Annotated in this window: 19 protein-coding genes; 7 read left to right on the top strand and 12 right to left on the bottom strand. The window is 40.4% G+C overall.

Annotation, left to right across the window (positions count from 1 at the left end; genetic code table 11):
• Positions 1-15 precede the first annotated feature (15 nt).
• Complete coding sequence (locus GILLI_RS11760; protein WP_006989332.1) at positions 16-348, top strand: single-stranded DNA-binding protein; 333 nt, start codon at positions 16-18, stop codon at positions 346-348.
• Positions 349-523: 175 nt separating this feature from the next.
• Here the strand turns inward: GILLI_RS11760 and GILLI_RS11755 are convergent, their stop codons facing one another.
• The 3 genes from GILLI_RS11755 to metG all read right to left on the bottom strand — a co-directional run bounded on the left by GILLI_RS11755 (position 524) and on the right by metG (position 4,612).
• The gene (locus GILLI_RS11755; protein WP_006989331.1) at positions 524-1,426 is read right to left on the bottom strand and encodes a histone deacetylase family protein; all 903 of its coding nucleotides are present in this window, start codon (positions 1,424-1,426) and stop codon (positions 524-526) included.
• A 354-nt stretch (positions 1,427-1,780) separates the two neighbouring features.
• On the bottom strand, positions 1,781-2,101 hold the full coding sequence (locus tag GILLI_RS11750; protein WP_006989330.1) for a GIY-YIG nuclease family protein: 321 nt from the start codon (positions 2,099-2,101) through the stop codon (positions 1,781-1,783).
• A gap of 423 nt (positions 2,102-2,524) precedes the next feature.
• Positions 2,525-4,612, bottom strand: coding sequence for a methionine--tRNA ligase (gene metG / locus GILLI_RS11745; RefSeq protein WP_006989329.1), 2,088 nt, complete (start codon positions 4,610-4,612; stop codon positions 2,525-2,527).
• Positions 4,613-4,731: 119 nt separating this feature from the next.
• Here metG and GILLI_RS11740 point away from each other — a divergent pair, with 119 nt between their 5' ends.
• Together GILLI_RS11740 and GILLI_RS11735 are read left to right on the top strand one after the other, a co-directional pair.
• Positions 4,732-5,307 carry a hypothetical protein gene (locus tag GILLI_RS11740; RefSeq protein WP_006989328.1) on the top strand — a complete coding sequence of 192 codons (576 nt, stop codon included), beginning with the start codon at positions 4,732-4,734 and terminating at the stop codon, positions 5,305-5,307.
• A gap of 109 nt (positions 5,308-5,416) precedes the next feature.
• The gene (locus GILLI_RS11735) at positions 5,417-5,782 is read left to right on the top strand and encodes a YraN family protein (RefSeq protein ID WP_006989327.1); all 366 of its coding nucleotides are present in this window, start codon (positions 5,417-5,419) and stop codon (positions 5,780-5,782) included.
• 70 nt (positions 5,783-5,852) lie between these two features.
• Here GILLI_RS11735 and asnB read toward each other — a convergent pair whose 3' ends face one another.
• Positions 5,853-7,544 carry an asparagine synthase B gene (asnB, locus tag GILLI_RS11730; protein WP_006989326.1) on the bottom strand — a complete coding sequence of 564 codons (1,692 nt, stop codon included), beginning with the start codon at positions 7,542-7,544 and terminating at the stop codon, positions 5,853-5,855.
• An 821-nt stretch (positions 7,545-8,365) separates the two neighbouring features.
• Here asnB and GILLI_RS11725 point away from each other — a divergent pair.
• Positions 8,366-9,511 carry a baeRF3 domain-containing protein gene (locus GILLI_RS11725; RefSeq protein ID WP_006989325.1) on the top strand — a complete coding sequence of 382 codons (1,146 nt, stop codon included), beginning with the start codon at positions 8,366-8,368 and terminating at the stop codon, positions 9,509-9,511.
• Positions 9,512-9,959: 448 nt separating this feature from the next.
• Here GILLI_RS11725 and GILLI_RS11720 read toward each other — a convergent pair whose 3' ends face one another.
• Both GILLI_RS11720 and GILLI_RS11715 read right to left on the bottom strand, forming a co-directional pair.
• Positions 9,960-10,220, bottom strand: coding sequence for a Txe/YoeB family addiction module toxin (locus GILLI_RS11720; protein WP_006989324.1), 261 nt, complete (start codon positions 10,218-10,220; stop codon positions 9,960-9,962).
• Positions 10,221-10,469 carry a type II toxin-antitoxin system Phd/YefM family antitoxin gene (locus tag GILLI_RS11715; RefSeq protein WP_006989323.1) on the bottom strand — a complete coding sequence of 83 codons (249 nt, stop codon included), beginning with the start codon at positions 10,467-10,469 and terminating at the stop codon, positions 10,221-10,223.
• A gap of 682 nt (positions 10,470-11,151) precedes the next feature.
• On the opposite strand from GILLI_RS11715, the gene GILLI_RS11710 reads away from it, so the two are divergent.
• Together GILLI_RS11710 and GILLI_RS11705 are read left to right on the top strand one after the other, a co-directional pair.
• The gene (locus GILLI_RS11710) at positions 11,152-11,670 is read left to right on the top strand and encodes a hypothetical protein (protein WP_006989322.1); all 519 of its coding nucleotides are present in this window, start codon (positions 11,152-11,154) and stop codon (positions 11,668-11,670) included.
• A gap of 83 nt (positions 11,671-11,753) precedes the next feature.
• Positions 11,754-12,119, top strand: coding sequence for a hypothetical protein (locus GILLI_RS11705; RefSeq protein ID WP_006989321.1), 366 nt, complete (start codon positions 11,754-11,756; stop codon positions 12,117-12,119).
• A 479-nt stretch (positions 12,120-12,598) separates the two neighbouring features.
• On the opposite strand, the gene mfd is transcribed toward GILLI_RS11705, so the two are convergent.
• Positions 12,599-16,006 carry a transcription-repair coupling factor gene (mfd, locus tag GILLI_RS11695; protein WP_006989319.1) on the bottom strand — a complete coding sequence of 1,136 codons (3,408 nt, stop codon included), beginning with the start codon at positions 16,004-16,006 and terminating at the stop codon, positions 12,599-12,601.
• 239 nt (positions 16,007-16,245) lie between these two features.
• On the opposite strand from mfd, the gene GILLI_RS11690 reads away from it, so the two are divergent.
• On the top strand, positions 16,246-17,598 hold the full coding sequence (locus tag GILLI_RS11690) for a dihydrolipoyl dehydrogenase family protein (RefSeq protein WP_006989318.1): 1,353 nt from the start codon (positions 16,246-16,248) through the stop codon (positions 17,596-17,598).
• Between the two features lie 11 nt (positions 17,599-17,609).
• Here GILLI_RS11690 and GILLI_RS11685 read toward each other — a convergent pair whose 3' ends face one another.
• The 5 genes from GILLI_RS11685 to GILLI_RS11665 form a co-directional block, all read right to left on the bottom strand.
• The gene (locus GILLI_RS11685; RefSeq protein ID WP_006989317.1) at positions 17,610-18,419 is read right to left on the bottom strand and encodes a hypothetical protein; all 810 of its coding nucleotides are present in this window, start codon (positions 18,417-18,419) and stop codon (positions 17,610-17,612) included.
• A gap of 19 nt (positions 18,420-18,438) precedes the next feature.
• Positions 18,439-19,074, bottom strand: coding sequence for a ligase-associated DNA damage response endonuclease PdeM (pdeM, locus tag GILLI_RS11680; RefSeq protein WP_006989316.1), 636 nt, complete (start codon positions 19,072-19,074; stop codon positions 18,439-18,441).
• Positions 19,075-19,086: 12 nt separating this feature from the next.
• Complete coding sequence (locus GILLI_RS11675; protein WP_006989315.1) at positions 19,087-21,558, bottom strand: ligase-associated DNA damage response DEXH box helicase; 2,472 nt, start codon at positions 21,556-21,558, stop codon at positions 19,087-19,089.
• 175 nt (positions 21,559-21,733) lie between these two features.
• Positions 21,734-23,365 (bottom strand): ATP-dependent DNA ligase, encoded by a 1,632-nt coding sequence (locus GILLI_RS11670; RefSeq protein ID WP_006989314.1) that lies wholly within the window; start codon positions 23,363-23,365, stop codon positions 21,734-21,736.
• 42 nt (positions 23,366-23,407) lie between these two features.
• Positions 23,408-24,487: a ligase-associated DNA damage response exonuclease gene (locus GILLI_RS11665; protein ID WP_006989313.1), complete on the bottom strand. Its 1,080-nt coding sequence runs from the start codon at positions 24,485-24,487 to the stop codon at positions 23,408-23,410.
• Positions 24,488-24,590 lie beyond the last annotated feature (103 nt).

The raw sequence follows: 24,590 nt of genomic DNA, 5'->3' as shown, positions 1-24,590 counted from the left end.
ATAAATTCTATCGTTATGAGCACTTTAAGAAACAAAGTACAATTGATTGGCCACGTAGGAAACGAGCCTGAAATCATGAATCTTGAATCCGGTAAAAAACTGGCAAAATTCTCCATCGCTACTAATGAGTCGTACAAAAACTCCAAAGGCGAAAAGATCACAGACACTCAATGGCACAATATTATTGCCTGGGGCAAAACCGCCGAACTTATCGAAAATTATGTTCCAAAAGGAAAAGAAGTGGGCATAGAAGGAAAACTTACCTCCCGCAGTTATGAGGACAAGGACGGCCACAAACGCTACATTACAGAAATTGTATGTAACGAGTTGCTTTTGATGGGTAAATAAGCGTAAATGCTTATTCTTTATGACGGTATCTAAAATAGGGATTGCAAAACATTCATTAGGTGCTCCGGGAAGCTATTTTCCAGGAGCACTTAATTTTTGAGGAGTTCTTCACGAAGGCAAAAAATGCTGGATGTTTTCTCCTTTCTTAGTCAGTAAATTCAACCCGATTTTGGGATTAAAAATATATCTCCTGGGCCATTCTATAGGTATTCGCATGAGCTTCAATAATAGTTTTAATATCCGGAGAATAACCACCACCCATACTCACCTCAACGGGTATTTTCGAATTTTTCAAAAGTTGTAAAACGAAACGATCCCGCTCTTTACATCCTTCAGGGGTGCAACCAAGTTTTCCAAGTTTATCGGTTGAAAGAATATCTACTCCGCTTAGATAAAAAATAAAATTTGGCTGCTGTTGTTCAATCAGCTTTGGAAGAGTGTCCTTTAAGATTTTTAAATATTCTTTATCTCCGGTTCCATCGGGCATTGCAATATCTAAATCTGAATGTTCTTTTTTAAAAGGATAGTTGTTCCTGCCGTGAATTGAAAACGTAAATACCGAATCATCATTTGCAAAGATTTCTGCTGTACCATTTCCCTGGTGCACATCCAGATCTACAATCAAAATTTTTTTAGCTAATTTATTTTTCTGAAGGTATCTGGCCGCAATGGCCTGATCGTTTAGTAAACAAAATGCTTCCCCGTGATTAGTATAGGCGTGATGGGTTCCGCCAGCTATATTCATAGCAATTCCATATTGCAAAGCAAATTCACTGGCTTTTATTGTGCCATCGGCAATGATTTGCTCCCGGCTTACCAATGCTTCTGAGAGCGGAAAACCAATTTTTCTTTCTGCCCGTTTATCTAAACTTAAATCCTGTAAGGACCGGAAATAATTTTCATCATGCACCGCGAGAATAGCAGCTTCTTCCGGCATTTCGGGCTCAAAGAAATTTGCTTCAGTGCAGCTTCCTTCGTGAAGCAACTGTTTTGGCAACAACTCATATTTTTCCATCGGGAACCGGTGACCTTCCGGCAAAGGATGTTTAAAGATAGCGTGATAAGCGATTTTGAGCATTTTTTATTATTCTAATTGAGTCTCTGTCAGGTCGAGCGGAATAAAATTGACTTAAATAATTTGGCTTCTGTCTGGTCGAGCGGAGTCGGGACCTACCCTTGAAAGTGAAATCCTTCTTGACAAATACCCCTCGACTCCTGGAGATAAAACGTTGTCAGGTCGAGCGGAGTCGAGACCTATTCCTGAAAGTGAAATCCTTCTTGACAAATAACCCCTCGACTCCGCTCGGGGAGACAAAACAATCGACTGGTCAGGCAAAGATGATAATAAATTTTTTAACCTAATTTCTCTGCTGTACTTCCAACTCCTCAACTCCTGGAGATAAAACGTTGTCAGGTCGAGCGGAGTCGAGACCTATTCTCTCCCTGGTTTAAATTTATAATGAGACATATTTTTACATTCTGCAAGAATCTTTAGTAAATTATATTCCCCTTCAATCAATGCTCTTTTTTTGTTTGCACTCCAATTCTTAATCTTCTTTTCAAAATAAATTGCGTGAACCACATCGTTAAATTCCTGATAGAATTTTAAAATAACCGGTCTTCTTTTATATGTAAAACTATTTTTATTTAGCCCCGAATTGTGCTCTTCAATTCTTCGTGAGATATTATTTGTTATTCCCGTATAAAACAGCTTATCTGAACATTCAAGTATGTAAACATAATAGCGTTTCATAAGATATCTTGATTTCCAACAGACCCACTCGACTCCGCTCGGGGAGACAAACAATTGTCAGGTCGGGCAAAGATGAGAATAAATTTTTTTCGGCTGCACTACCAACTACTCAACTCGGTTAGATAAAACGTTGTCAGGTCGAGCGGAGTCGCGCCCTATTCCTGAAAGTGAAATCCTTCTTGACAAATAACCCCTCGACTCCGCTCGGGGAGACAAAACAATCGACTGGTCAGGCAAAGATGATAATAAATTTTTTAACCTAATTTCTCTGCTGTACTTCCAACTCCTCAACTCCTGGAGATAAAACGTTGTCAGGTCGAGCGGAGTCGAGCCCTATTCTTGAAAGTGAAATCCTTCCTGACAAATACCCCTCGACTCCGCTCGGGGAGACAAAACAATGGACTGGTCGGGCGGAGTCGAGACCTAAGAGATTACCGTTCCGTTCTCAACCCCATTGGTATCAGGATTCAAAAACACCAGTTTTCCCTGAGCATCTTCGGTCATCAGGATCATTCCCTGACTTTCGACACCACGTAATTTTCTTGGAGCAAGATTCACCAGCACTGTTACTTTTTTACCAATAATTTCCTCCGGCTTAAAACTTTCAGCGATCCCGGAAACAATCGTTCTAATATCCAAACCTGTATCAATCTTTAACACGAGTAGCTTATTGGCTTTTGGCATCTTTGTGGCTTCCACGATGGTTCCTGTTCGCAGGTCCATTTTTGAGAAATCCTCGAATGTAGCGGTCTCCTTTTGTGGTTCCATTCTTTTATTTTCTGCTTCGTTCGCAGCTTTGGTAACTTCTAGTTTTTCCAATTGTTCCTGAATTTGTTCATCCTCGATTTTGCTGAAAAGCAATTCGGCTTTTCCTATTTTATGTCCGGATAAAAGCAATCCCTCTTTGGTTGAGATCTCATCCCATAAGGTTGCTTCTTTTCCAGGCGAAGCAACACTTTCCTGTTCCATATTCAATATCTTTTTCAGTTTTGCTGAGGTGAACGGCAAAAATGGTTCGCTTAAGGTTGCAAGGGCTGAAGCTATTTGTAAAGCTACATACATAACGGTTTTCACCCGTTCTTCATCGGTTTTAATAACTTTCCACGGCTCTTCATCTGCCAGATATTTATTTCCAAGTCGTGCCAGGTTCATCAATTCTCCTTGTGCTTCCCGGAATCGGTATTTCTGAATGGAACTTGCAATTACCGCAGGATATGCTCTTAAAGTAGCCAGGGTTTGTTCATCCACTTCAGAATAAACTCCGGGAGAAGGAACTTCTCCTTCGTAATACTTATCTGTAAGAACCACTACTCTATTGATAAAATTCCCAAAAACAGCGACCAGTTCATTGTTATTTCTGGCCTGAAAATCTTTCCAGGTAAAATCGTTATCCTTTGTTTCCGGAGCATTGGCTGTTAAAACGTACCTGAGCACATCTTGCTGGCCGGGAAAATCTTCAAGGTATTCATGCAACCAGACCGCCCAATTTTTAGAGGTGGAAAGCTTCTTTCCTTCCAGGTTTAAAAATTCATTTGCAGGAACATTCTCCGGCAAAATATAACTTCCTTCTGCTTTTAAAATAATGGGGAAAATAATACAATGAAAAACGATGTTATCCTTTCCTATAAAATGAACAAGTTTGGTATCTTTTGCTTTCCAGTAATCCTCCCAGTTCTTTCCTTCCCGCTCTGCCCATTCTTTTGTAGAGGAGATGTATCCAATTGGAGCATCAAACCATACATAAAGTACCTTCCCCTCTGCACCTTCAACCGGCACGGGAATTCCCCAATCGAGATCGCGCGTTACGGCACGGGGTTTCAGGCCTTCATCTATCCAGGATTTCACCTGCCCGTATACATTTACTTTCCAGTCCTTTTTGTGCCCCACGAGGATCCATTCCTTAAGCCAGTCTTCATATTGATCTAACGGTAAAAACCAATGCCTTGTCTCCTTCATAGTAGGCACTGCACCAGAAATAGCCGATTTAGGATTGATAAGATCGGTGGCATTAAGGGAAGAACCGCAGCTTTCACATTGATCTCCATAAGCTTCTTCATTTCCGCATTTGGGACACGTTCCCGTTACAAAACGATCTGCAAGAAATTGGTCGGCCTCGGCATCGTAAAGCTGCTGGGTAGTTTCTTCAATAAACTTTCCATCTTTATATAGTTTGCTGAAAATCCCGGAAGCTGTTTCTTGATGGATCTTAGCAGAAGTTCTGGAATAATTATCAAAAGACACCCCAAAATCAACAAAAGATTGCTTTATGATGGCGTGGTACTTATCTATGAGTTGTTGTGGAGAAATTCCTTCTTTTTTGGCTTTCATTGGGATTGCCACTCCGTGCTCATCGCTTCCGCACACAAAAGCCACATCATTTCCCTGCATTCTTAAGAACCGTGCATAAATATCGGCTGGAACGTACACACCTGCTAAATGTCCAATGTGTATAGGCCCGTTTGTATAAGGCAATGCTGCGGTAATGGTATATCGTTGTGTAGTGGTGTTCATTTATTCCTGAAATTTTTTGAGTCCGTAAAGGTAAGCATCTGCTAAATAGTACAAGTTAAAATCTTGCAAAAGACAGTTTCTGTATGGGAATTCTGTCTAAATTTATCCAAACTTAACCAATGAAAAATTTATTTCTGCTGCTCACAGTGTTGAGCCTGGCATCCTGTAAAACTGTTAAAGAACCTTTAGCGGCCTCTGCTGACAGATTTGTGATTGAAGATCTTATCAAATTAACTTCTGAAGATATAAAAAACCGTTATCCGGATGCCAATATAAAGGAAGCAACAGGTATTTATGAAGAAGACACAGAAGAAAGGCCTTATTGTATTTTATTCCCGGACACTCCCAACCACCTGGAAATTACCTGGAAAGATGAAGAACGAACGGTAATAAACGATATCCGGTTTAACGATAAAGGAAATTGGAAATCCGCTACGGGAATTGGAATTGGAACCACCTTTAACCAATTAAACCAGCTAAACAGCAAACCAATCTCATTCTATGGGTTTGGATGGGACTACAGCGGTGCAGTAGTGTGGAATGACGGCGAACTTGAAAACAGCAATTTGCGGATATTCCTCGCTCCCGAAAAAGAACCGAAAACCAAATTTTATGGAGATCATATCGTAAAAGCTTCCGCGGAAGAAATAGTAGCATTAAATCTTAAAGTGCAAACCCTAATCTATAAAAACTAACCAAAGAAGCGACAAAACTAGGTAATATCCCCCACAACCAATTTACTTAACATTAAGTACTTTTGATCATTTCCTCACAAAATGGCATTAGGATTCATAAAAGCGAAATATGGCGGCACACAATGAACTAGGTAAAAAAGGAGAGGATCTTGCAGTAGAATTTCTTCTGAAGAAAGGATATAAAATTGTTGCCAGAAACTTCAAATATCAAAAAGCGGAAGTAGATATCATCGCACGAAAAGTAAATGTCCTGGCCATAATCGAAGTAAAAACCCGAAGCACCCCGGATTTTGGAAGTCCGCAGGAATTTTTAAAAGCAAAACAAATTCAGCGGATGGTAAAAGCGGTTGATCATTTTGTTACCCATCATAATATGGATGTACAGGTACGTTTTGATATTATGGGCATTATTAAAAACAAAGCCGGCACCAAAATAGAACATTTGGAAGATGCTTTTTTACATTTTGGAATATAAAAAAAACCTCACAAGACTGAAGTTTCAGTATTGTGAGGTTTGTATTTTTGAAGTTTTGCATTTATTCCACTTATAGAGCTGCAGCTTTTCCTTCTTTTTTATAAGCTTCAGAATGCACGTTTGCCACTGCTCTTCCTGAAGGGTCATTCAAATTCCTGAAAGATTCATCCCACTCCAATGCTGTTGGTGTGCTGCAGGCAACCGAAGCTACCGAAGGAACAGAAAGTGCGGCGGCATCGCTGGGAAAATGCTCCGTAAAAACAGCTCTGTAAAAAAATTCTTCTTTGCTCCTGGGTGGCTGAACAGGGAATTTGAAATGAGCATTTTTTAATTGTTCATCGCTCACCTGGGTATTTACCATTTCTTTTAAGGTATCTATCCAGCTATAGCCAACCCCATCTGAAAACTGCTCCTTTTGTCTCCAGGCCACACTAGCTGGAAGGTAATCTTCAAAAGCTTTCCGTAAGATCCATTTTTCCATACGCTCCCCATTGATCATTTTCTCCTGCGGATTGATCCTCATGGCCACATCCATAAATTCCTTATCAAGAAAAGGCACTCTTCCTTCAATTCCCCAGGCAGCAAGGGATTTATTTGCCCTCAGGCAGTCATATTGATGCAACTTATCGAGCTTCCTCACGGTTTCTTCGTGAAATTCTTTTGCATTAGGTGCTTTATGAAAATATAGATATCCTCCAAAGATCTCATCGGCACCTTCTCCCGAAAGCACCATTTTTATTCCCATCGCTTTAATAGCACGCGCCATTAAATACATTGGAGTAGAAGCCCGGATGGTGGTTACATCATAGGTTTCAAGTTGATAAACAACATCCTTAATAGCATCAATACCTTCCTGAATTGTAAATTTTATTTCGTGATGTACCGTATCCAAATAGTCGGCTACTTTTCTAGCAGCAGCAAGATCGGGGGAACCTTCCAGTCCGGTAGCAAAAGAGTGCAATCTTGGCCACCAGGCCGCATCGGTATCTCCGCTTTCAATTCGTTTATCCGAATATTTTTTTGCCAAGGCTGAAGTTATTGAAGAATCGAGTCCGCCGGAAAGCAACACCCCGTAAGGCACGTCACTCATTAACTGACGGTGCACAGATGCTTCCAGGGCTTCCCGAAGTTTAGCAATACTGGTCTCATTATCCTTAACATTGTCATAATCCATCCAGTCCCGGGTATACCACCGTTGATACCCTTCTTCTTTGCTGGACAAATAGTGCCCCGGAGGAAATAATTCTATTTTGGTACAATGTCCTTCCAGCGCTTTCAATTCTGAAGCGACATAAAAAGTTCCGTTTTGGTCCCAGCCTATGTATAGGGGAATGATCCCCATATGGTCGCGGGCTATTAGATATTCATCCTTCTCCACATCATACAATGCAAAGCCGAAAATCCCGTTGAGTTCATCAAGGAATTTAGTTCCCTTTTCCTGGTACAGAGCCAGGATCACTTCACAATCAGACTTGGTTTGAAAATGATATTTTCCTTCAAACTGTTTTCGCAAAGCCTGGTGATTATATATTTCGCCATTGGCAGACAAAACCAGGTTTTTATCTTCGCTTAACAAAGGTTGTTTCCCTGAGGTAGGATCTACAATCGCCAAACGTTCATGGGCCAAAATGGCTTTTTCGTTGCTATAGATCCCACTCCAGTCCGGGCCGCGGTGGCGCAGACATTTGGCCATGCTCAACAGCTGGGGCCTAAGTGTTTCAGAGGTTTCCTTTAATTCAAACGCACAAACAATTCCGCACACAATACTTTAATTTAAATTAGTACTCATTAATTCGCAAATATCGAGGAAAATTTGAAATGGTAACTGTTTCAAAATAAGAATTCCCGATATCCAATATTATTTTTTTAAATGTTAAGTGTTGAACTAAAGCGCATTAGACCTTAATATTTTACGAGCTGCCGGTGATCCTAGTACACAAACTACCATACTGAATAATTCCCTCCTCCTTCCCGGGTTGGACTAAAAATTTTGTTTGAAATACCTAATAGAACTTTGCAGAAATAACCAGAAATTATTCTTTCTCAAAAATTTTAGAATTTCAATATATGCCGTCTCAAAACAATTTCTGCCACTTTTACTATCCTGTGGTATTAAAGCATTACCAATTAACTTGCCTTTAAGCAGCCTAATGAGGATAGAAGATATGGAAAATGACTTCAACTCTTGGATTGTCAGGCTGACTGGAAATGGCGTTTTTCCTCGATCCTGATGTCATTTTCTCAGGGTTTGCATTGCTCATTTCAGGATTCGGCCTTAGGTTTTTCCTGAAGAAATCCTATCAATAATAATGGCAGTTAATCCTGTATATTTTCACAAAAGAATTTATCATTTAGTTTGGTCCTTCCGTGATCCTGCCATTCATTCTGTTTATACAGAATTCTTCAAAATGATACTATTATCAAATAATAACATCTTTTTAAGGAATATTTAGCACAAACTGGCGATTTCATCCTTTGATTTCATAGCAAATCGGCTTATCTTTTAGTTATTATAAATAGGTAGGAACCTGGACTTTATATTGCTGATTACCAGGCTTGTTCCTCATAAAAAAATAATCAAATATGTCATTAATAAGTAAAGAAGATTTTACGAGTTTATCACTTTTTAACAGTGATGTTTGTGTCTCTGTTTTTATACCAACCCAACGTGCAGGAAAAGACGTTCTTGAAGGAAAGAACCAGCGCCATTTAAAATCTCAGTGGAAGGAAGTAAAAACCAAACTTGAGAAAACGGGTCATTCCAAAGATAAAATTGAAAAAATTGGTGTGCATTTTCAAAAATTGATTGATGACAATAATTTCTGGCGGCACCAGTCTGACGGGCTTGCGGTTTTCGCTGCAGAAAATGCATTTGAATACTATACCCTTCCCGTAAATTTTGAAGCGTATCATTATATAGGTAAGGAATTCTATTTGAAACCATTGGTGCCAATGTTTTCCGGAAAAGGAAAGTTTTTCATTCTTGAAATACAGCCTAAAAAAGTATCATTTTATGAGGCTACCAACTATAGCATTACCCAAATTGATATAGAAGATCTTGCCCCGGAAAAGTTACAGGATCGGGTTGGGTATGATTTTGAAGAAAAACATCTCAATCACAAAGGATCTATAAATACCCAACATGGGTATGCCCCGGCCACCAGGGAACGAAAAGATGAATTCCTGCGATTTTTTAGAGCGGTAGACCAGGGAATAGATAAGATAATTCATCATGAAACTGTGCCTTTAGTTGTTTCTTGTGAAGATTACCTTTTCCCTATATACCAGGAGGCCAATACCTATGATCATTTATACGATAAATGCGTGCCGGGTAATCCTAATGACAACCAGCATATACTGGAATTACATGCCAAGGCAGTAGAGCAGTTACAACCTCATTTTGATAAACAAAAAGAGGAAAAAATGAAGGAGTTCAATGAGCAACCACCCGAAATGACCTCTACCAAGATCACAGATATAATCCCATCAATATATGAGGGAAAGGTAGATACCTTATTCCTCGAGAACAGGGAAGATATTTTTGGAACTTTTAACGAGGAAAAAATGTCTGTAGAAGTACAGGATGGTCAAACCGGGGATAATATCTCTTTAATGAACCTGGCTGCCAAAAAGGTAATAGAACAGGGAGGATCTGTGTTCTTAATAGAATCTGCTTTTATGCCGGAGAAAGAATCCAAGATGAACGCCCTATTGCGGTTTAATTATTAAATAAACAACACTTAAAAATTCAAGGCGGCGGCAATGCCGCCTTTTATCAATCAAGAACCTCGTGGGCCCGCCCGAACGGTACGGGCGGGCCCACGAGGTATGTCCCGATTGCTATCGGGAGGAAAATATTTTTAAAAAATCCAGGCATCCCGGATAGCTATCGGGACGGGGAGCCTGCCCGACGGTCAGGCGGGTTAAGCCCTCAATGAGGATTAAAGTATTTTAGAGGTCAGTATCAATTTGAGAACATCTGGAAGTTTCCTGACTTCCAAAACCGGGCTTCTATTATAGGCGAAATTTTAAACATACTTTCAATGCACCGTCGTGAGAGTGTGAGAGATAGATAAATGAGAAAAAGACTTTGTGCACCTGGGATAATAATAAGAGCTTTGGAAAGCCTAAAGAACGCGATGCAATTGCAGATTAGGGGGTGAGGTTCTGTGCGGTATTATTTTCCGTAATGATAACGACAGGCTGCTATCAATATTTCTTCATTTTCATATTTGTAAACTAGTCGATGTTCTGATGTTATTCGTCTTGACCAATAACTTTGTAAATCGCCCTTTAAAGCCTCGGGTTTACCTATGCCTTCATGAGGTGTCCGCATACAACTTTTAATAAGTTCATTAATTCGTCTTACTATTTTCTTATCGACTTTTTGCCAATACAAATAATCCTCCCAGGAAGAAGTAGACCAGGTTAACTTCATCTATTCGATCAGGTCTTTTTGAACGCCTTGACCCTCTTCCAGTTCTTTAATAGAGTTTAATAAAATATCTCTGTTTTTTCCTGTTAGCAAATAGGTGGTTTCCTTAAGTGAGTTGTATTCGTCCAGAGAAATTAATACGAGGTCTTTACCGCTTTTACGCCTGATAATAATATCGCTTACGTCATTCACTACTTTATCGAACCAATGTTTTAGATTTGCACGAAATTCTGTATAATTTACTGTTTCCATAATGCAAAGATAATTAAAAGTACTTAAATAGGTACTTTTTAATTTAGAGTTTAATTAATTGGTTGGAAGTTGTAGATATTTTTGTTTAGGTTTCCGATGCAAAGTCAGGAAACTAACTGCAAGAGGTCTCATGATGTCGTGCATACTGTAATCATAAATTAATTTATAAACATCTGAAAGTGTCTTGACTTCCAGATGTTTATATTTGATGATAGTTAAAAATTATTTCGCTGCAAAGTTGCAAGTCTTTGGATAACTAAAGATTTTTAACCTGCAATGAAAAGCTCAAAGTAATAAAATCGAAAAATCAACGAAGTTAAACTTTGCGCAGCGGTTTCTTATTCTCCCGAAACTTCTGGGGCAAGGGGGCTTTTAGCGGCTCTAATACCTTCAAAGCCTTGTCTACCGAAGTGATCTTCTCAAACGTCAATAACAACCTCAACCCGGCACGGATTTTCCTTTTTCCATTACAATATCTATATCTTTCCATTTAAGGTCTACTTCATAATAAACCTTGAAAAGACTTGGGTAAAAAAGCTAAAAATAAATTTTATTCTCAAAAAATTTTGGAATTTTAATATATATATATTGCCCTTTCAAATAATTTCTGTTGCTTTTTAAGCTTGGTGTCCCTACACATTTAAATGCGAAATTTTTAATCAACTTTTAAAAATCCATTTAAATGAAGAAAATTTACTTAGTGGTTGTGGCTCTCTTTTTTATGTTTTCCTGTGAAAAAGAGGAATTGACTGGACCTCAGGATAAAAACTCGAAAAATCACTTTACTACCGTTTCTAAAAAAGAGGCGGTAGATTTACTTCATAATCTTACTGTCGGGAAATCCGGTAAGAGCAGCGAGCTTAGTATCTTTTACAACCAGATGCAGTTTGAAACCATAAATAACAGTCACCAACACTTGACCGTTATTCCAGTAAAAACTAAATATGCCGGTGTTTACAGTCGAATACTACTCCTTAAAATCGACGGAGAACTTAAAAGTGTTCTATTCAAAATGATAGCCGATGAACAGGGTGAGAACAAGAACCTGTTCAGCGGAAGGATCATTATTTCAGATCTCAACCTTAAATTTATTAAAGGATACCGGGTGAAAAATGGTATTTTAGTGTCAAAATTTGTAAAGAGTGAACCTGGAACTAATAAGTATATCGTGGTTTGTTGCAAATGTTACAAATCCAGATGATAGGAAAAGAATAAAAGATGTCATTGCAGTTGAACTCACAGGGAAAGATGTAAATGGAAATACAAAAACACAAAAAGGAAAAAATGCTGGCTGTTAAAAAATTTATCTATCTTTCACTATTTTTATTTTCATATCAGGCTATTTCTCAGGAAATTACTGGCACCTATCAATTAATTGATCCATCCCTCATAATTGCCGATTTAGGTGTTACATATAATTTTAAAGTTAATGGACCTTTTGATAAAACCACTTATGAGCATTTGGGACAAAAAACGATTTCAGGTGGAAATTATCATATTTCAAGGGACACCATTGTTTTTAAATACAAACCTCAGGACACAATTCTTCAAAGTGAGGTTAAACTGAGAAAAAGGATCTCAATGATCGGGAAAAATTATTTTTACGAATTAGGGTTTACAACAGTGATGGAGAACCTCATCCTGGTGTGAATCTTTTGGTGCAGAATAAAGAGAAAAAAATTGTTACAGGTTTTATTTCCAATGATGATGGGGAATTTCCTCAGCTGTCAATTTATGACCATTACATTCAATATTTGACCTTTTCCTGGATTGGCTCCAGGGAGATTTCAATTCCTGCAGATAGTCTTTTTGGCTATAGAACGGAAATTGAGGTGCACTTAAAAGAGTCAGCCGTGACTTATTACAATCCTGATATGAAAATCTATTATTTAATTACTAGGCGATCTAGGGATAGGTTAGAATTAAAATCGTTGGTTGGGAAGCAGGAGCAATCGATCATATTACGAAAATTATGAATTGTTTTCCAATGCTGCTTTAAATTTGCCTAGCTTCAGATACATATAAATAATAGGGCCATTTGTTCAAAAGAAAAGATTAAAATCCAAAATCATAGCCCTCACCGGCTAAATCCTGTGGGGCTTTTAAATTTAAAATTCCCCCTTCGGGGGTTAGGGGGCTACCAATTCCCCCTTCGGGGGCAAGGGGACTTTCAACGGCTCCAAAACCTTTAACGCCCGGTCAATAGATGTGATCTTCTCAAACGTCAATAACAACCTCAACCCTGCACGGGTTTTCTTTTCCTTCATCGTGCAGGAATGAGAATGGGTTTGCACGTATTGTAGCACCTTGGTAAACGCCTGGGTTTGGTAGAACCCAGATTGCTGATCTGCAATAAAATAACCTATTAGTTTGCCCTGCTTCATGATAATCTTTTCCAAACCTATGTGTGAAGCGATCCATTTTATTCGTACGCTGTTCAGGAGGTCTGCTGCCTGGGTGGGAAGTTCTCCAAAACGGTCTACCAGTTTGGCTTCAAATTTTTGCAATTCCTCTTCGGTTTTTACCCCGTTCAATTCGGTGTAGAGGTTTAATCTTTCAGAAATATTGTTGATGTAATCATCCGGGAACAACAATTCAAAATCGGCATCAATCTGGGTGTCTTTCACAAAAGTTTTACTTTCTATATCTTCATTTTTATGATACAGAACCTTGAACTCGTTTTCCTTCAACTCTTCAATGGCTTCATTTAATATTTTCTGGTAGGTGTCAAAACCAATCTCATTGATAAATCCGCTTTGCTCGCCACCCAAAAGGTCTCCCGCACCGCGAATTTCAAGATCCTTCATCGCGATATTGAACCCACTGCCCAGCTCGCTGAACTGCTCCAAAGCGGTTATTCTCTTTCTCGCATCATCTGTCATTGCAGAGTATGGTGGAGTGATAAAATAGCAGAATGCTTTTTTATTGCTTCGGCCCACCCGGCCCCGCATTTGGTGAAGATCTGATAGTCCAAAGTTATTGGCATTGTTGATAAAAATCGTATTGGCATTGGTCACATCGAGTCCGCTTTCAACAATAGTGGTAGAGACCAGCACATCAAACTCCCCGTTCATAAAAGCCAGCATCAAATTCTCCAGCTTTTTTCCTTCCATTTGCCCATGGCCTATTCCTACTTTTGCATCTGGTACCAGCCGCTGTATCATGCCGGCAACTTCCTTGATGTTTTCTATCCTGTTATGTATAAAGAAAACCTGCCCCCCACGCTGTATCTCGTAAGAGATCGCATCTCGTATGGTTTCCTCTGTAAACCGAACCACTTGGGTTTCAATTGGGTAGCGGTTTGGTGGCGCAGTAGTAATAGTAGAAAGATCTCTTGCAGCCATTAAACTAAACTGCAATGTACGTGGAATGGGCGTTGCTGTTAAAGTTAAGGTATCTACATTTTCCTTTATGGTCTTCAGCTTATCCTTTACCGCCACTCCAAATTTTTGTTCCTCATCTACAATGAGCAATCCAAGATCTTTAAATTTCACGGCCTTACTCACCAGCTGATGGGTTCCAATGATAATATCTACCCTTCCGCTCTCAAGATCGGCCAGGGTTTCCCGGCGTTCTTTTGCGGTGCGGAAACGGTTGAGATAATCTACGGTTACAGGAAAATCCTTCAGTCTCTCGGTAAAGGTTTTATGATGCTGAAAAGCAAGAATTGTAGTAGGCACCAGAACTGCAACCTGCTTCCCGTTGTCCACCGCTTTAAAAGCAGCGCGAATGGCAACTTCCGTCTTTCCGAATCCAACATCCCCGCACACGAGTCGGTCCATGGGTCTTTCGGTTTCCATATCTTCCTTCACCGCAGCCGTAGCCGTGGTTTGATCTGGAGTGTCTTCGTAAATAAAGGAAGCTTCCAGTTCGTGTTGTAAATAGGAATCGGGACCAAAGGCAAATCCTTTTTGCAGCCTTCGCTTGGCGTATAATTCAATAAGATTATAGGCGATGTGCTTTACCCGTGACTTCGTCTTTTCCTTTAAATTCTTCCAGGCATTGCTACCCAGCTTGTATATTTTTGGCGGTTTTCCGTCTTTGCCGTTAAATTTTGAGATCTTGTGCAGGGAGTGAATGCTCAGGTACAAAATATCACGCTCCCCATATACCAGTTTAATCGCTTCTTGCATTTTTCCCTCTACATCGATCTTCTGAAGTCCACCAAATCTTCCAATTCCGTGGTCAATATGGGTAACGTAATCGCCCACTTCCAGGTTGCTGAGTTCTTTAAAGCTAATGGCCTGCTTTTTCGCATAGCCACTTTTTAGATGAAATTTAAGGTAACGTTCAAAGATCTGGTGATCTGTATAGCACACCATTTTTGTAGCATCATCTATAAATCCCTGAAACATTGAGAGAACTAAAGTGTGATATTTCACTTCTCTATCCTGGTCGTCAAAAATGTCATGGAAACGCTTGGCCTGTTGCTCGCTAACGCAGAAAATATAATTGGTGTAACCTGCCTCCGTATTTTCAATAAGATTATCGATCAACAATTCGAATTGTTTGTTAAAAGAAGGTTGAGGTTTGGTGTTGAATTCTATAACCCCCTCAGGTTTAAGATAGGTCTGCGTGCTCAATTCCACCACGCTGAACCCCAGCATCTGCCTTTTGATCATTTCAGAATCGCAAAAAAGCTCTTCGGGTTTGCTGTGTTTTATTTCTTCGGAAATAGTTTTAAAAGCTTCTTCAGCCTTGCTGAAAAGTTTATCCATTTGTGCCGAAAACAGGTCGAGATCTTTCATAAAGATCACGGTGTTGGCCGATATATATTTCAAAAAACTTTCCCTTGTCCCACTGAGCGCAGTCGAAGTGTCATCCAGTTTTTTGTTCTCCACATTCGGCATCACCGAAATTTTCTTCACCTTTTCTGTAGAAAGTTGGGTTTCCACATCAAAACTTCGGATGCTATCTACCTCGTCTCCAAAAAATTCGATTCGGTAAGGCTCATCATTGCTGAAAGAAAAGACATCTATGATTCCTCCTCTTACCGAAAATTCTCCGGGCTCGGTCACAAAATCCACCCGCCTGAATTTATATTCGAAAAGCACTTCGTTTACGAAATCCAGGGATAGCTGGTCACTGACTGATATTTTTAAAGTGCTCCTGTCCAGTTCCTTCCGGGTCACCACTTTTTCAAAAAGCGCATCGGGATAGGTGACAATAATCGCCGGTTTTTTCCGGGAATTAATGCGGTTCAATACCTCTGCCCGTAAAAGCACGTTGGCATTATCGATTTCCTCCATTTGGTAGGGTCGGCGGTAGCTACCGGGGTAAAAAAGCACATTCTTCTCCCCTACCAGTTGCTCCAGGTCATTGAGGTAATAGGCCGCTTCCTCCTTATCATTAAAAACGAGTAGGAAAGGCATTTCTGCATCTTCAAAGGCATTGGCAATTGAAAAAGACAGGGCAGAACCCACAAGGCCTTTAAGGTGAATTTTGGAGGTATTTTCTGAGGACAGGACGAGAGAATCCAGCAGTTTCTGTTGTGGCAGAGACTTAGCAAAATTTTGGGCAATAGAAGTTTTACTCATTGAGGCAAAGGTAATTGCTGAAATCTAACCTCGCAACACCTCGCCATTTTTTTAACTTGGCTTTTGCTTTTTTTTCTTTTTCGATTTATATTGTAGCTGGCGCGGATTTGAAATCCGTGACAGCAATACGTGACAGCAAAACATGCAAACAGTTCGATTTATAAAAAACAACTTTATCATTTCCATAACAGGCAAACCGGCGCAGTATGGGTAATTTCCCGGAAATAAGAAACTGAGAAATGGCTTTTAAAGAATATGATGTTTTTATAATAGGCACCGGCACCGCCGGAAAAAATGTAGCGAAAGCCTGTGTTGAAGCAGGATTGAAAGTGGGAATTGCAGATAACAGGGAATACGGCGGCACCTGTGCCAATGTAGGTTGCGATCCTAAAAAAGTACTGCTGGGAATTACAGAGATCCTTGAAAAGGCCGAAAAATTATTAGGGAAAGGGGTTACAAAATTACCGGAAGTGAGCTGGGAGGATACCATGGCTTGGAAGGAAACTTTTGTAGATGCAGTCCCCGCCGCTACAGAAAAAGATCTAAAAAAACTTGGAATAGACCTCTACCACCAATCTCCAAAATTTCTTGATAAAAACACACTTTCTGTAGAAGGAAAAACCATTACAGCAGATAAAATCGTGATCGCAACCGGCCAGGTTCCAATGGAACTAAAAATTCCCGGACGTAGTCACGCGCTAATAAGTGATGATTTCCTGAATCTTGAAAAGCTTCCGGATTCCATGATCTTTATTGGCGCTGGCTACATAGGGATGGAATTTGCCCATATTGCTGCTCGCTTTGGAGTAAAAGTGACCCTGATGGAATTTCTTCCGGGACCCCTTGTAAATTTTGATGAAGATATGGTGGCGCATCTTCAGAAAGCTTCTGAAGAATTGGGGATTGAAATTGTATTTAATGCAAAAGTTAACGAAATTGAAAAACTTCAGAAAAACTTTCGGGTAAAAGCACTTCAAAACGGAAAGGAAATCTCAGCAACTGCCGCTATGGTTTTCAATACTGCCGGCAGAGTTCCTTCCATTCAAGACCTTGACCTTGAAAATGGCAATGTGGCCTTTTCCAAAAAAGGAATTGTAGTCAATGAGTTTCTTCAGAGTACCACCAACAAAAATGTGTATGCCTGCGGAGATGTGGCAGATAGCCCCGGATTGCCCCTCACCCCTCTTTCCTCCCTGGAATCTGAGGTGGTGGCTCACAATATAATCAACAAAAAAATGAAAAGGGCAACCTATCCAGCCCAGCCGTCCGTAGTATTCACCTTACCCAATCTTGCCTCGGTAGGTTTTTCAGAAAAAGAGGCCAAAGCGAAAGGATATGAGGTAACGGTGGAACATAAACTGGTGAAAAATTGGTTTAATGCGAAAAGGATAAATGAAAAGGTGTATGCTTATAAGACCATCGTAGATAATAAAACCGGACAAATCATTGGAATCCATTTGGTAGGACCGGAAGCTGCAGAAGTCATCAATTTATTCGCGCTTGCCATGAATTGCAAAACCGATGTAAATAGCCTAAAGCAAATGCTCTTCGCATATCCTACCTGGGGAAATGATATTAAGGGGATGGTATAGATCTTTTCTTGCTATCCTTCTGGTAACTCTTCATTCCCATTGACGAGTTTATGGAAAGGATTGGTCTTTCGGTTTAAAAATCCGTGATAGGCAATGCTAATAAGGACAATAAATGCGCTCCCAAAAGCCGCATAGGCAATCGCCAAATTCCCATCCTGATGTCTTATATAAATTGCAAACAGCGCCCATACGGCAACCGCGGCAAACTCCCGCATATTGCGTTTGTAGACCATCAGAATATTGATGATTCCGGCGACTAAAACCATAATAATGGTCCACTGTGTCTTGTTAAATATCCATCCATCCCAACCGATTTTTGAGAGGTAGGCGGAAATATTCGCTATAGTAGCCACCGTGATCCAACCAGCATAAAGGCAAATTGGCCACCACGTAAATACAATAATCTTGAGCAGTGCATCCCAGCGTTCCATATTGGTGTTAAGAACGATTTTGAGCAAGGAGAAAAGGATCACAAACATCAGGATTACTGAAATTCCTGTGTATTCAAAAAGCCACACTACTACCCAGGCTGCATTGGCAACATTTGCAATAATAAACCAGGGACCGGCTTTGCTTATAAAATCTGAATCTTTTTCGCTAAAAAAAGCCCTGTTAATTTGAAAAAACACGTAAACCAGCAAGGATAAAAAAATAAGTCCCCAAATGCCAAACGCGTAGCCGGCAGGGGTAAATAGGTTTTCATACTCATTGCTCAGGCTGCCAATGGTATTACTGTTTATTTGAATAGTTTGGGAATAATAGTTCACGATGATGACCAATATCACCGACAAAAAATTTAAAATTGTCAAATTTCTGTTCATCAGTAGGTTAATTGAGAAGTTAGTAAACTAAAATTACTTCTTTTTTTGTTATCACAAACACCTGATCTCCAACATTTGGTGAAATCCAGTAATTTCCTGTGAATTCTCCAAAAGCCGGAAGGATCATCTGTTCCCCACTTTTATAAAAACATCTAAGTTTGACCTGCTGTTTCCCGGCACCATTAAGCTTAAAACCAGGATGCAAGTGTCCGCAAAGATTAAAATAATTTTCCCTAATTTCTGGATGATGCGTTAGCAGAAGGTTTTCCAGGATCAATTCAGAAACAATTTTGATCCCAACTGCTTCGTATTTTAACGCTGAAATTATATCATGATTTCCTACCACAAGCATTACCTCAGCAGAAATATCCTGCATCCAGTTTTCAAATAAATCCCATTCCAGATTGAGGGAACTGTGAAAAAGGTCTCCTAAAAAACAAATTTTTTCCGGCTGAAAATGGTCTACAACCCGTGTCAAACATTCAAAATTTTCGGCTATTGCATTTTGGGGAACGGCACTGCCATATTTTCTAAAATGGGATATCTTTCCCAAATGCACATCGCTTATAAGCAGCATTTGTTTCTCTTCCCATAACATAGCTCCTGAAGGATGTAAACTAAAATTTTGCCCGACTAACTGAATGTTTTCTATCACTCTGCAAAAATATCATTTTTCCCATTGAATAAGCATACGCCTGATCCGATCTTCGAGTTTTTCTGAAGATAATTTCTCCCGAAGTCTGTCTGTAATAATCGGAAAGGAAAAAGGTGTTGGTTTTTCGCAGGCCTTCCAGATGATGTTTTGATTTGAGATCCTTTCCAGTGCCAGCCTTAGTCTTCCTTCTTCCAGCTGATGTTCAAAAGTTTCCCGAAAAGCCTGCAGGAACAGCAAATTCTCAGGTTCATAATCCCGGAACACGCTAAAAAGCAACTGCGAATTGGCCTGTAAGTGTTTGCTCTTGATCAACTTATTGGGAAAACCGGTAAATACCATTCCTGCGATTACGGCTATATCCCGAAATTTTCTTCTGGCCATTTCTGTGGCGTTTAAACTATTGTTAAGATCGTCCATTAAAAATTTCGGAGAAAACAAATCATTGTCCAGCACCTGCTGCATATCTATTTTCTGGTTGGAGAGCAGTTCAAATCCATAATCATTAAAGGCCAGGGTAAAACTTATGGGTGACAACAAACTTATTCGGTATGCCAGCAGGCTGCTTAAAGCCTCGTGTACAAACCTGCCTTCAAAAGGATAAAAAATGGCGTGATAGCCCTCCCTGGTTTTAAAGGTTTCAATAAGAAATTCATCTTTCCCCGGAATTATAGATTCCCGCTGCTGCCGCTCGAAAATAGGTTGTAGTGCGAAGAGTTCTCTGGATTTCCCACCACCGGAATTTGCCGATTCCCGGGCCTCATACATCTCTGCCCGCAGCAGTTCGCTCATTTGTGCCGAAAATCCCATCCTACCTCCCATCCAACTGGGCACTTTGGAATTTTTTTTCTTTGAAGCTCTTACCAGAACCTGCATCCCCTTAATCCTTGCAAGTTCTAGATTTTTACCTGCAAAAGTAAAAGCATCCCCGGGGGATAATTTAGAAATGAACCATTCTTCAATAGTGCCAATATATCCTCCAGATATATATTTTACGCTAAGCATGGCATCGCTTACAATGGTTCCTATTTGCAGACGGTGACGCATCGCAACTCCGCGATCATTGACCTTGAATAAGCCATTCTCTTCTATTTCCACTTTCTTATATTCATCATAAGCTTGCAGACTCTGACTTCCTTTGGTGATAAAATTCAGGATCCATTTCCACTGCTCATCTGTAATTCCCTGGAAACAGAAAGTAGATTTTATTTCGGGGTAAATATCCTTCGGAAAAAATCCGTTGGATACTGCAAGGGAGGTAAGGTATTGAACCAAAACATCAAAACTTAGGAGGTATGGGATCCGGTCTTCTACCACGGTTTTTTTTACTGCTTTTTGCAGGGCAGATGCTTCTATAAGTTCAATAGCGTGGGTAGGTAAAAAATAGATCACACTTTCCTTCCCCGGCTGATGTCCACTCCTCCCTGCCCTTTGTATAAATCTGGCAACTCCTTTGGGTCCGCCAATTTGGATGATAGTTTCTACCGGAGCAAAATCTACACCAAGGTCCAGGCTGGAGGTACATACCACGGCTTTCAAACTCTCATTACGAATTGCCTGCTCTACCCAAAGCCGGGTTTCTTTATTGATACTTCCATGGTGCATGGCTACTTCCCCTGCAAACTCGGGGTATTTGTGCATTAACTTCTGGAACCAGAGTTCGCATTGAGATCTCGTATTGGTAAAAATTAAAGTGGTCTTTGAATTTCGAATAATAGGAACCACCTCGTCAATAAGATGCAAACCCAAATGCCCACGCCAGGGAAATTTTTCCATTTTTTCAGGGATAATGGAGCGAACTATTATTTTCTTATTGAGATTTGCCCGGATCAATTCTGAATTTTGATAAGACCCGGAACCTGGTCCCAATAACACCTCTCTCGCTTCCTGAAGATTCCCGATAGTAGCCGAAATTCCCCAAATTTTTAGATTCTTGGAAATTGTCTTTAAGCGGGATAATCCCAGCTCTACCTGAACTCCCCGTTTTGTTCCCAATAGCTCATGCCATTCATCAACTATAATGGCATTAAGGTTTTCAAAAGTCTTATCATAATCTTTGGAAGACAGCAACAGGTGAAGGCTTTCGGGAGTAGTAATCAAAAGGTCCGGCATTTTCTTTTTTTGAGCAGCCCGATCTTTTTGGGAGGTGTCTCCGGTTCTTATTCCCACCGTTAGTTGGGTACCCATTTCTTCAGCAAAGCGGCCTGCAGCCTGTTCAATCTCCACAGAAAGTGCACGTAGCGGAGTAATCCATATCGCTTTTAGTCCCTGTCTATGTTTGGTCTTATAATCGGGATTATTTTTTATGTATTCCAACACAACAGGGATCCACAAGGCATAGGTCTTCCCACTCCCGGTGGGAGCGTTTAAAAGTCCGTTTTTCCCCTGTAAATAAGCTTTCCATGTTTGTTTTTGAAAAGCAAACGGCTTCCAGTCCTGTTTTTCAAACCAAGATTCTGCTAATTTTATAAGTTGTGGTCTGTTCATTAAATACTTCTTTTTATTTGATTCATTCCATTAAAATTCTGCCTAAGAAGATTAATACAACTAACCAGGGAACCCTACCGTCTTAATTGGTAGAAATATTTTAATAAATAGATACATTCCCATACCAATTGACCAACCTTCCCTTCAAAGGAAGGAGCTTTTTTGATTCTTTTTCCTACTCCCCCTTCGGGGGTTGAGGGGCCGGGGCTATCAATCCTTTCAAATCCTCAATGGTATTCGCATCTTCGATCTTTTTATCCTGCCGCCACCTCAATATCCTGGGGAATCTGGTGGCTACGCCACTTTTATGGCGTTTGGATTCGGCTACGCCTTCAAATGCGATTTCAAACACATGATGAGGAACCACATTCCTCACCGGGCCAAAACGTTCGAGGGTGTTTTTCTTGATCCAGGCATCTAATTTTCTAAATTCGGCATCGGTCAAACCGGAATATGCTTTGGCAAAGGTGACCAGCGCTTTCTTCTCCTCATCCCATAGTCCAAAGGTATAATCGGTAAACAAATTGGTGCGTCTGCCGTGGCCCCGCATGGCATAAGTGAGCACGGCATCTATTGTAAGCGGAGCCACTTTCCACTTCCACCAGTCACCTTTTTTTCTCCCTACCAAATAAGGGGAATCCAATCGCTTCAGCATCAAACCTTCTGATCTTTCCTCTCGCGCCCGGGATCTTTCCGCAGCAACTTCGGCCCAGTTTTGAAAGGAAATGGTTTCCGATAAATGCAGCGGAAAATTGTTAGCGGTTTTTTCGGTACTGACTTCCGTGAATAATTTTTCCAGTATCTTCCGTCTTTCCACGTAAGGGAGATCCCGGATATCCTTTCCTTTCCATTCCAGAATGTCATAGGTTTTTAAAATGACCGGAGTCTTTTTAAGCAGCGCTTTGGAAACCGTTTTCCTGCCAATACGAGTTTGCAGCTCATTAAAACTACCTATGGCATTTTCAATAAAGGGCAAAATCTCACCGTCCAATACGGTGCCATTTGGAATCGTATTTACAAAGGCCTGAAATTCCGGATATTTATCGGTTACGAGTTCCTCACCCCGGCTCCATACAAAAAGTTGGTCATTGCGAATAATTACCTGAGAACGAATGCCATCCCACTTATGTTCTGCCGTCCAATCCTTTACATCCCCCAGGGTTTTCACTTCATTTTCAACAGCGTAAGCCAAATAAAAAGGGTAAGGTTTAGAGAGGTAATCCTCCTCGTTTTCTTCCAGGATTAATTGGGTAAAAGAGATTTTTTGGGGATCCCAATTCCCCATAAGTTTATAGGCGAGAATATCCTCATCAATTTCGGTAGCTTTGGAAAGGGCGCGGGTCATTAACTTCTGACTTACTCCAATCCTGAAACTTCCCGTGATAAGTTTGCAAAAGACGAAGCGCTCGTAGTAATTGAGCGTCTTCCAGTTTTCAAAAAGATAGTGTTTTTTATCCTCATCGGTTTTAGCTTTTAATTCAATCATTTCGACAAGAAACTGTGTCAGTGTTTTTTCTGAATTGGCTTCAGAAACAGGTATTACAAGGGCAATCGTTTCAGCAAGATCTCCAACAATATGATACGATTCTTCGAACAACCAAAGTGGAATGTTTGCCAGCTCGGAAGCCCAGGTCCTCAGCAATGTAGTGTTCACAGGACGTGGAGGCCTTCGGTGTGATAAAATTGCAATGGCCCAAACTTTGTCCTTATCCTGTGCCAGCTGCAAATATTTGGTAAGCGCCTCTACTTTTAGGGTGGTTTTATTAGTGCTGTCCAGGGTTTTAATAAGTTCTGCAAAATTTCTCATAATCCCCTCCCCCCGCCCTCCCCAAAAGGGAGGGAGCTTTACTTATTTATTATTTTTGTTTGGTTTTACTTTGATGTTCGCCTTTTCTTCATCTGGCACCACATCATCCACGCTTTCTACCTTGCTTTCGAGTTCACCCATTTCTCCTTCATACTGGGTTTCTGCTGTTCTTGCATCATAACCTTGTTCATTTAAATATCGGGAAAAGATATCCGTATATCCGTGGGTGCAGATCACTTTTTCGCAGCCTGTTGCTTTTATGGAGGACAACAACCCCTGCCAGTCACAATGATCGGACATTACAAAGCCTTTGTCGATGGCTCTTCTCCGCCTGGCGCCCCTAAAAGCCATCCATCCGCTTGCTGAAGCAGTATTATATGGCACCATTTTTCTAATCCAGGGAGTGCCGTGTGCACTTGGCGGTGCCAGCACCATATTCCCTTTTAATTCCTCCTTTTTGGTCTCACGGGTAACCCTAATAGTTGGAGGCATGGAGATAAGAGGTCTTACCACTTCGGTCATATTCTCTATGGCACCATGCGTGTAGATCTTGCCTATGGATGGATCCAGATGCTTTAATAATCTTTGGGCTTTCCCCAGGGAATATCCAAAAAGGACTGAGGTTCTTCCGTCTTCTTTATTTTTTTGCCACCACTCATTTATCTCTGTGATAACCTGCTGCTGGGGAAGCCACTTAAAGGCTGGAAGCCCAAAGGTACATTCCGTAATAAATGTAGTACACTTCACAACCTCATAGGGAACAGCAACCCCATCATCTTCAGTTTTGTAATCTCCCGTAAAGACCCAAACCTCTCCCTTGTATTCCACCCGAATTTGAGAAGATCCAATGATGTGACCGGCGGGATGAAATGAAAAAGTAACTCCATTTATTATAAAAGTTTCATTCCAGGCTTTTCCTGCTACTTCAATTTCTCCAAGTCTGTGCTTTATAATTGGAACGTTGCTGTGATGCGTGATATACTTTTTATGACCCCAGCGGGAGTGATCGGCATGTCCGTGAGAGATTATAGCTTTATCAACAGGCTTCCATGGATCCAGATATACACCTGCCTGGGCGCAGTAGATCCCATTTTCATTAAATGCCAGTAGAGGAGCGTTCATTTACATTTTTAATTGTAGAATAAAATTACAGAAAATTAGCAGGTAACTTTTAGCGATTAAGAAAAGATTAGCGAATGTAGAATGCCATATTCGGCAGGAAATA

Origin of the sequence: Gillisia limnaea DSM 15749, from assembly GCF_000243235.1 — a bacterium.
GTDB lineage: Bacteria > Bacteroidota > Bacteroidia > Flavobacteriales > Flavobacteriaceae > Gillisia > Gillisia limnaea.
Note: the sequence above shows the minus strand (reverse complement) of the source record. Positions and strands in the feature narration are given on the sequence as shown.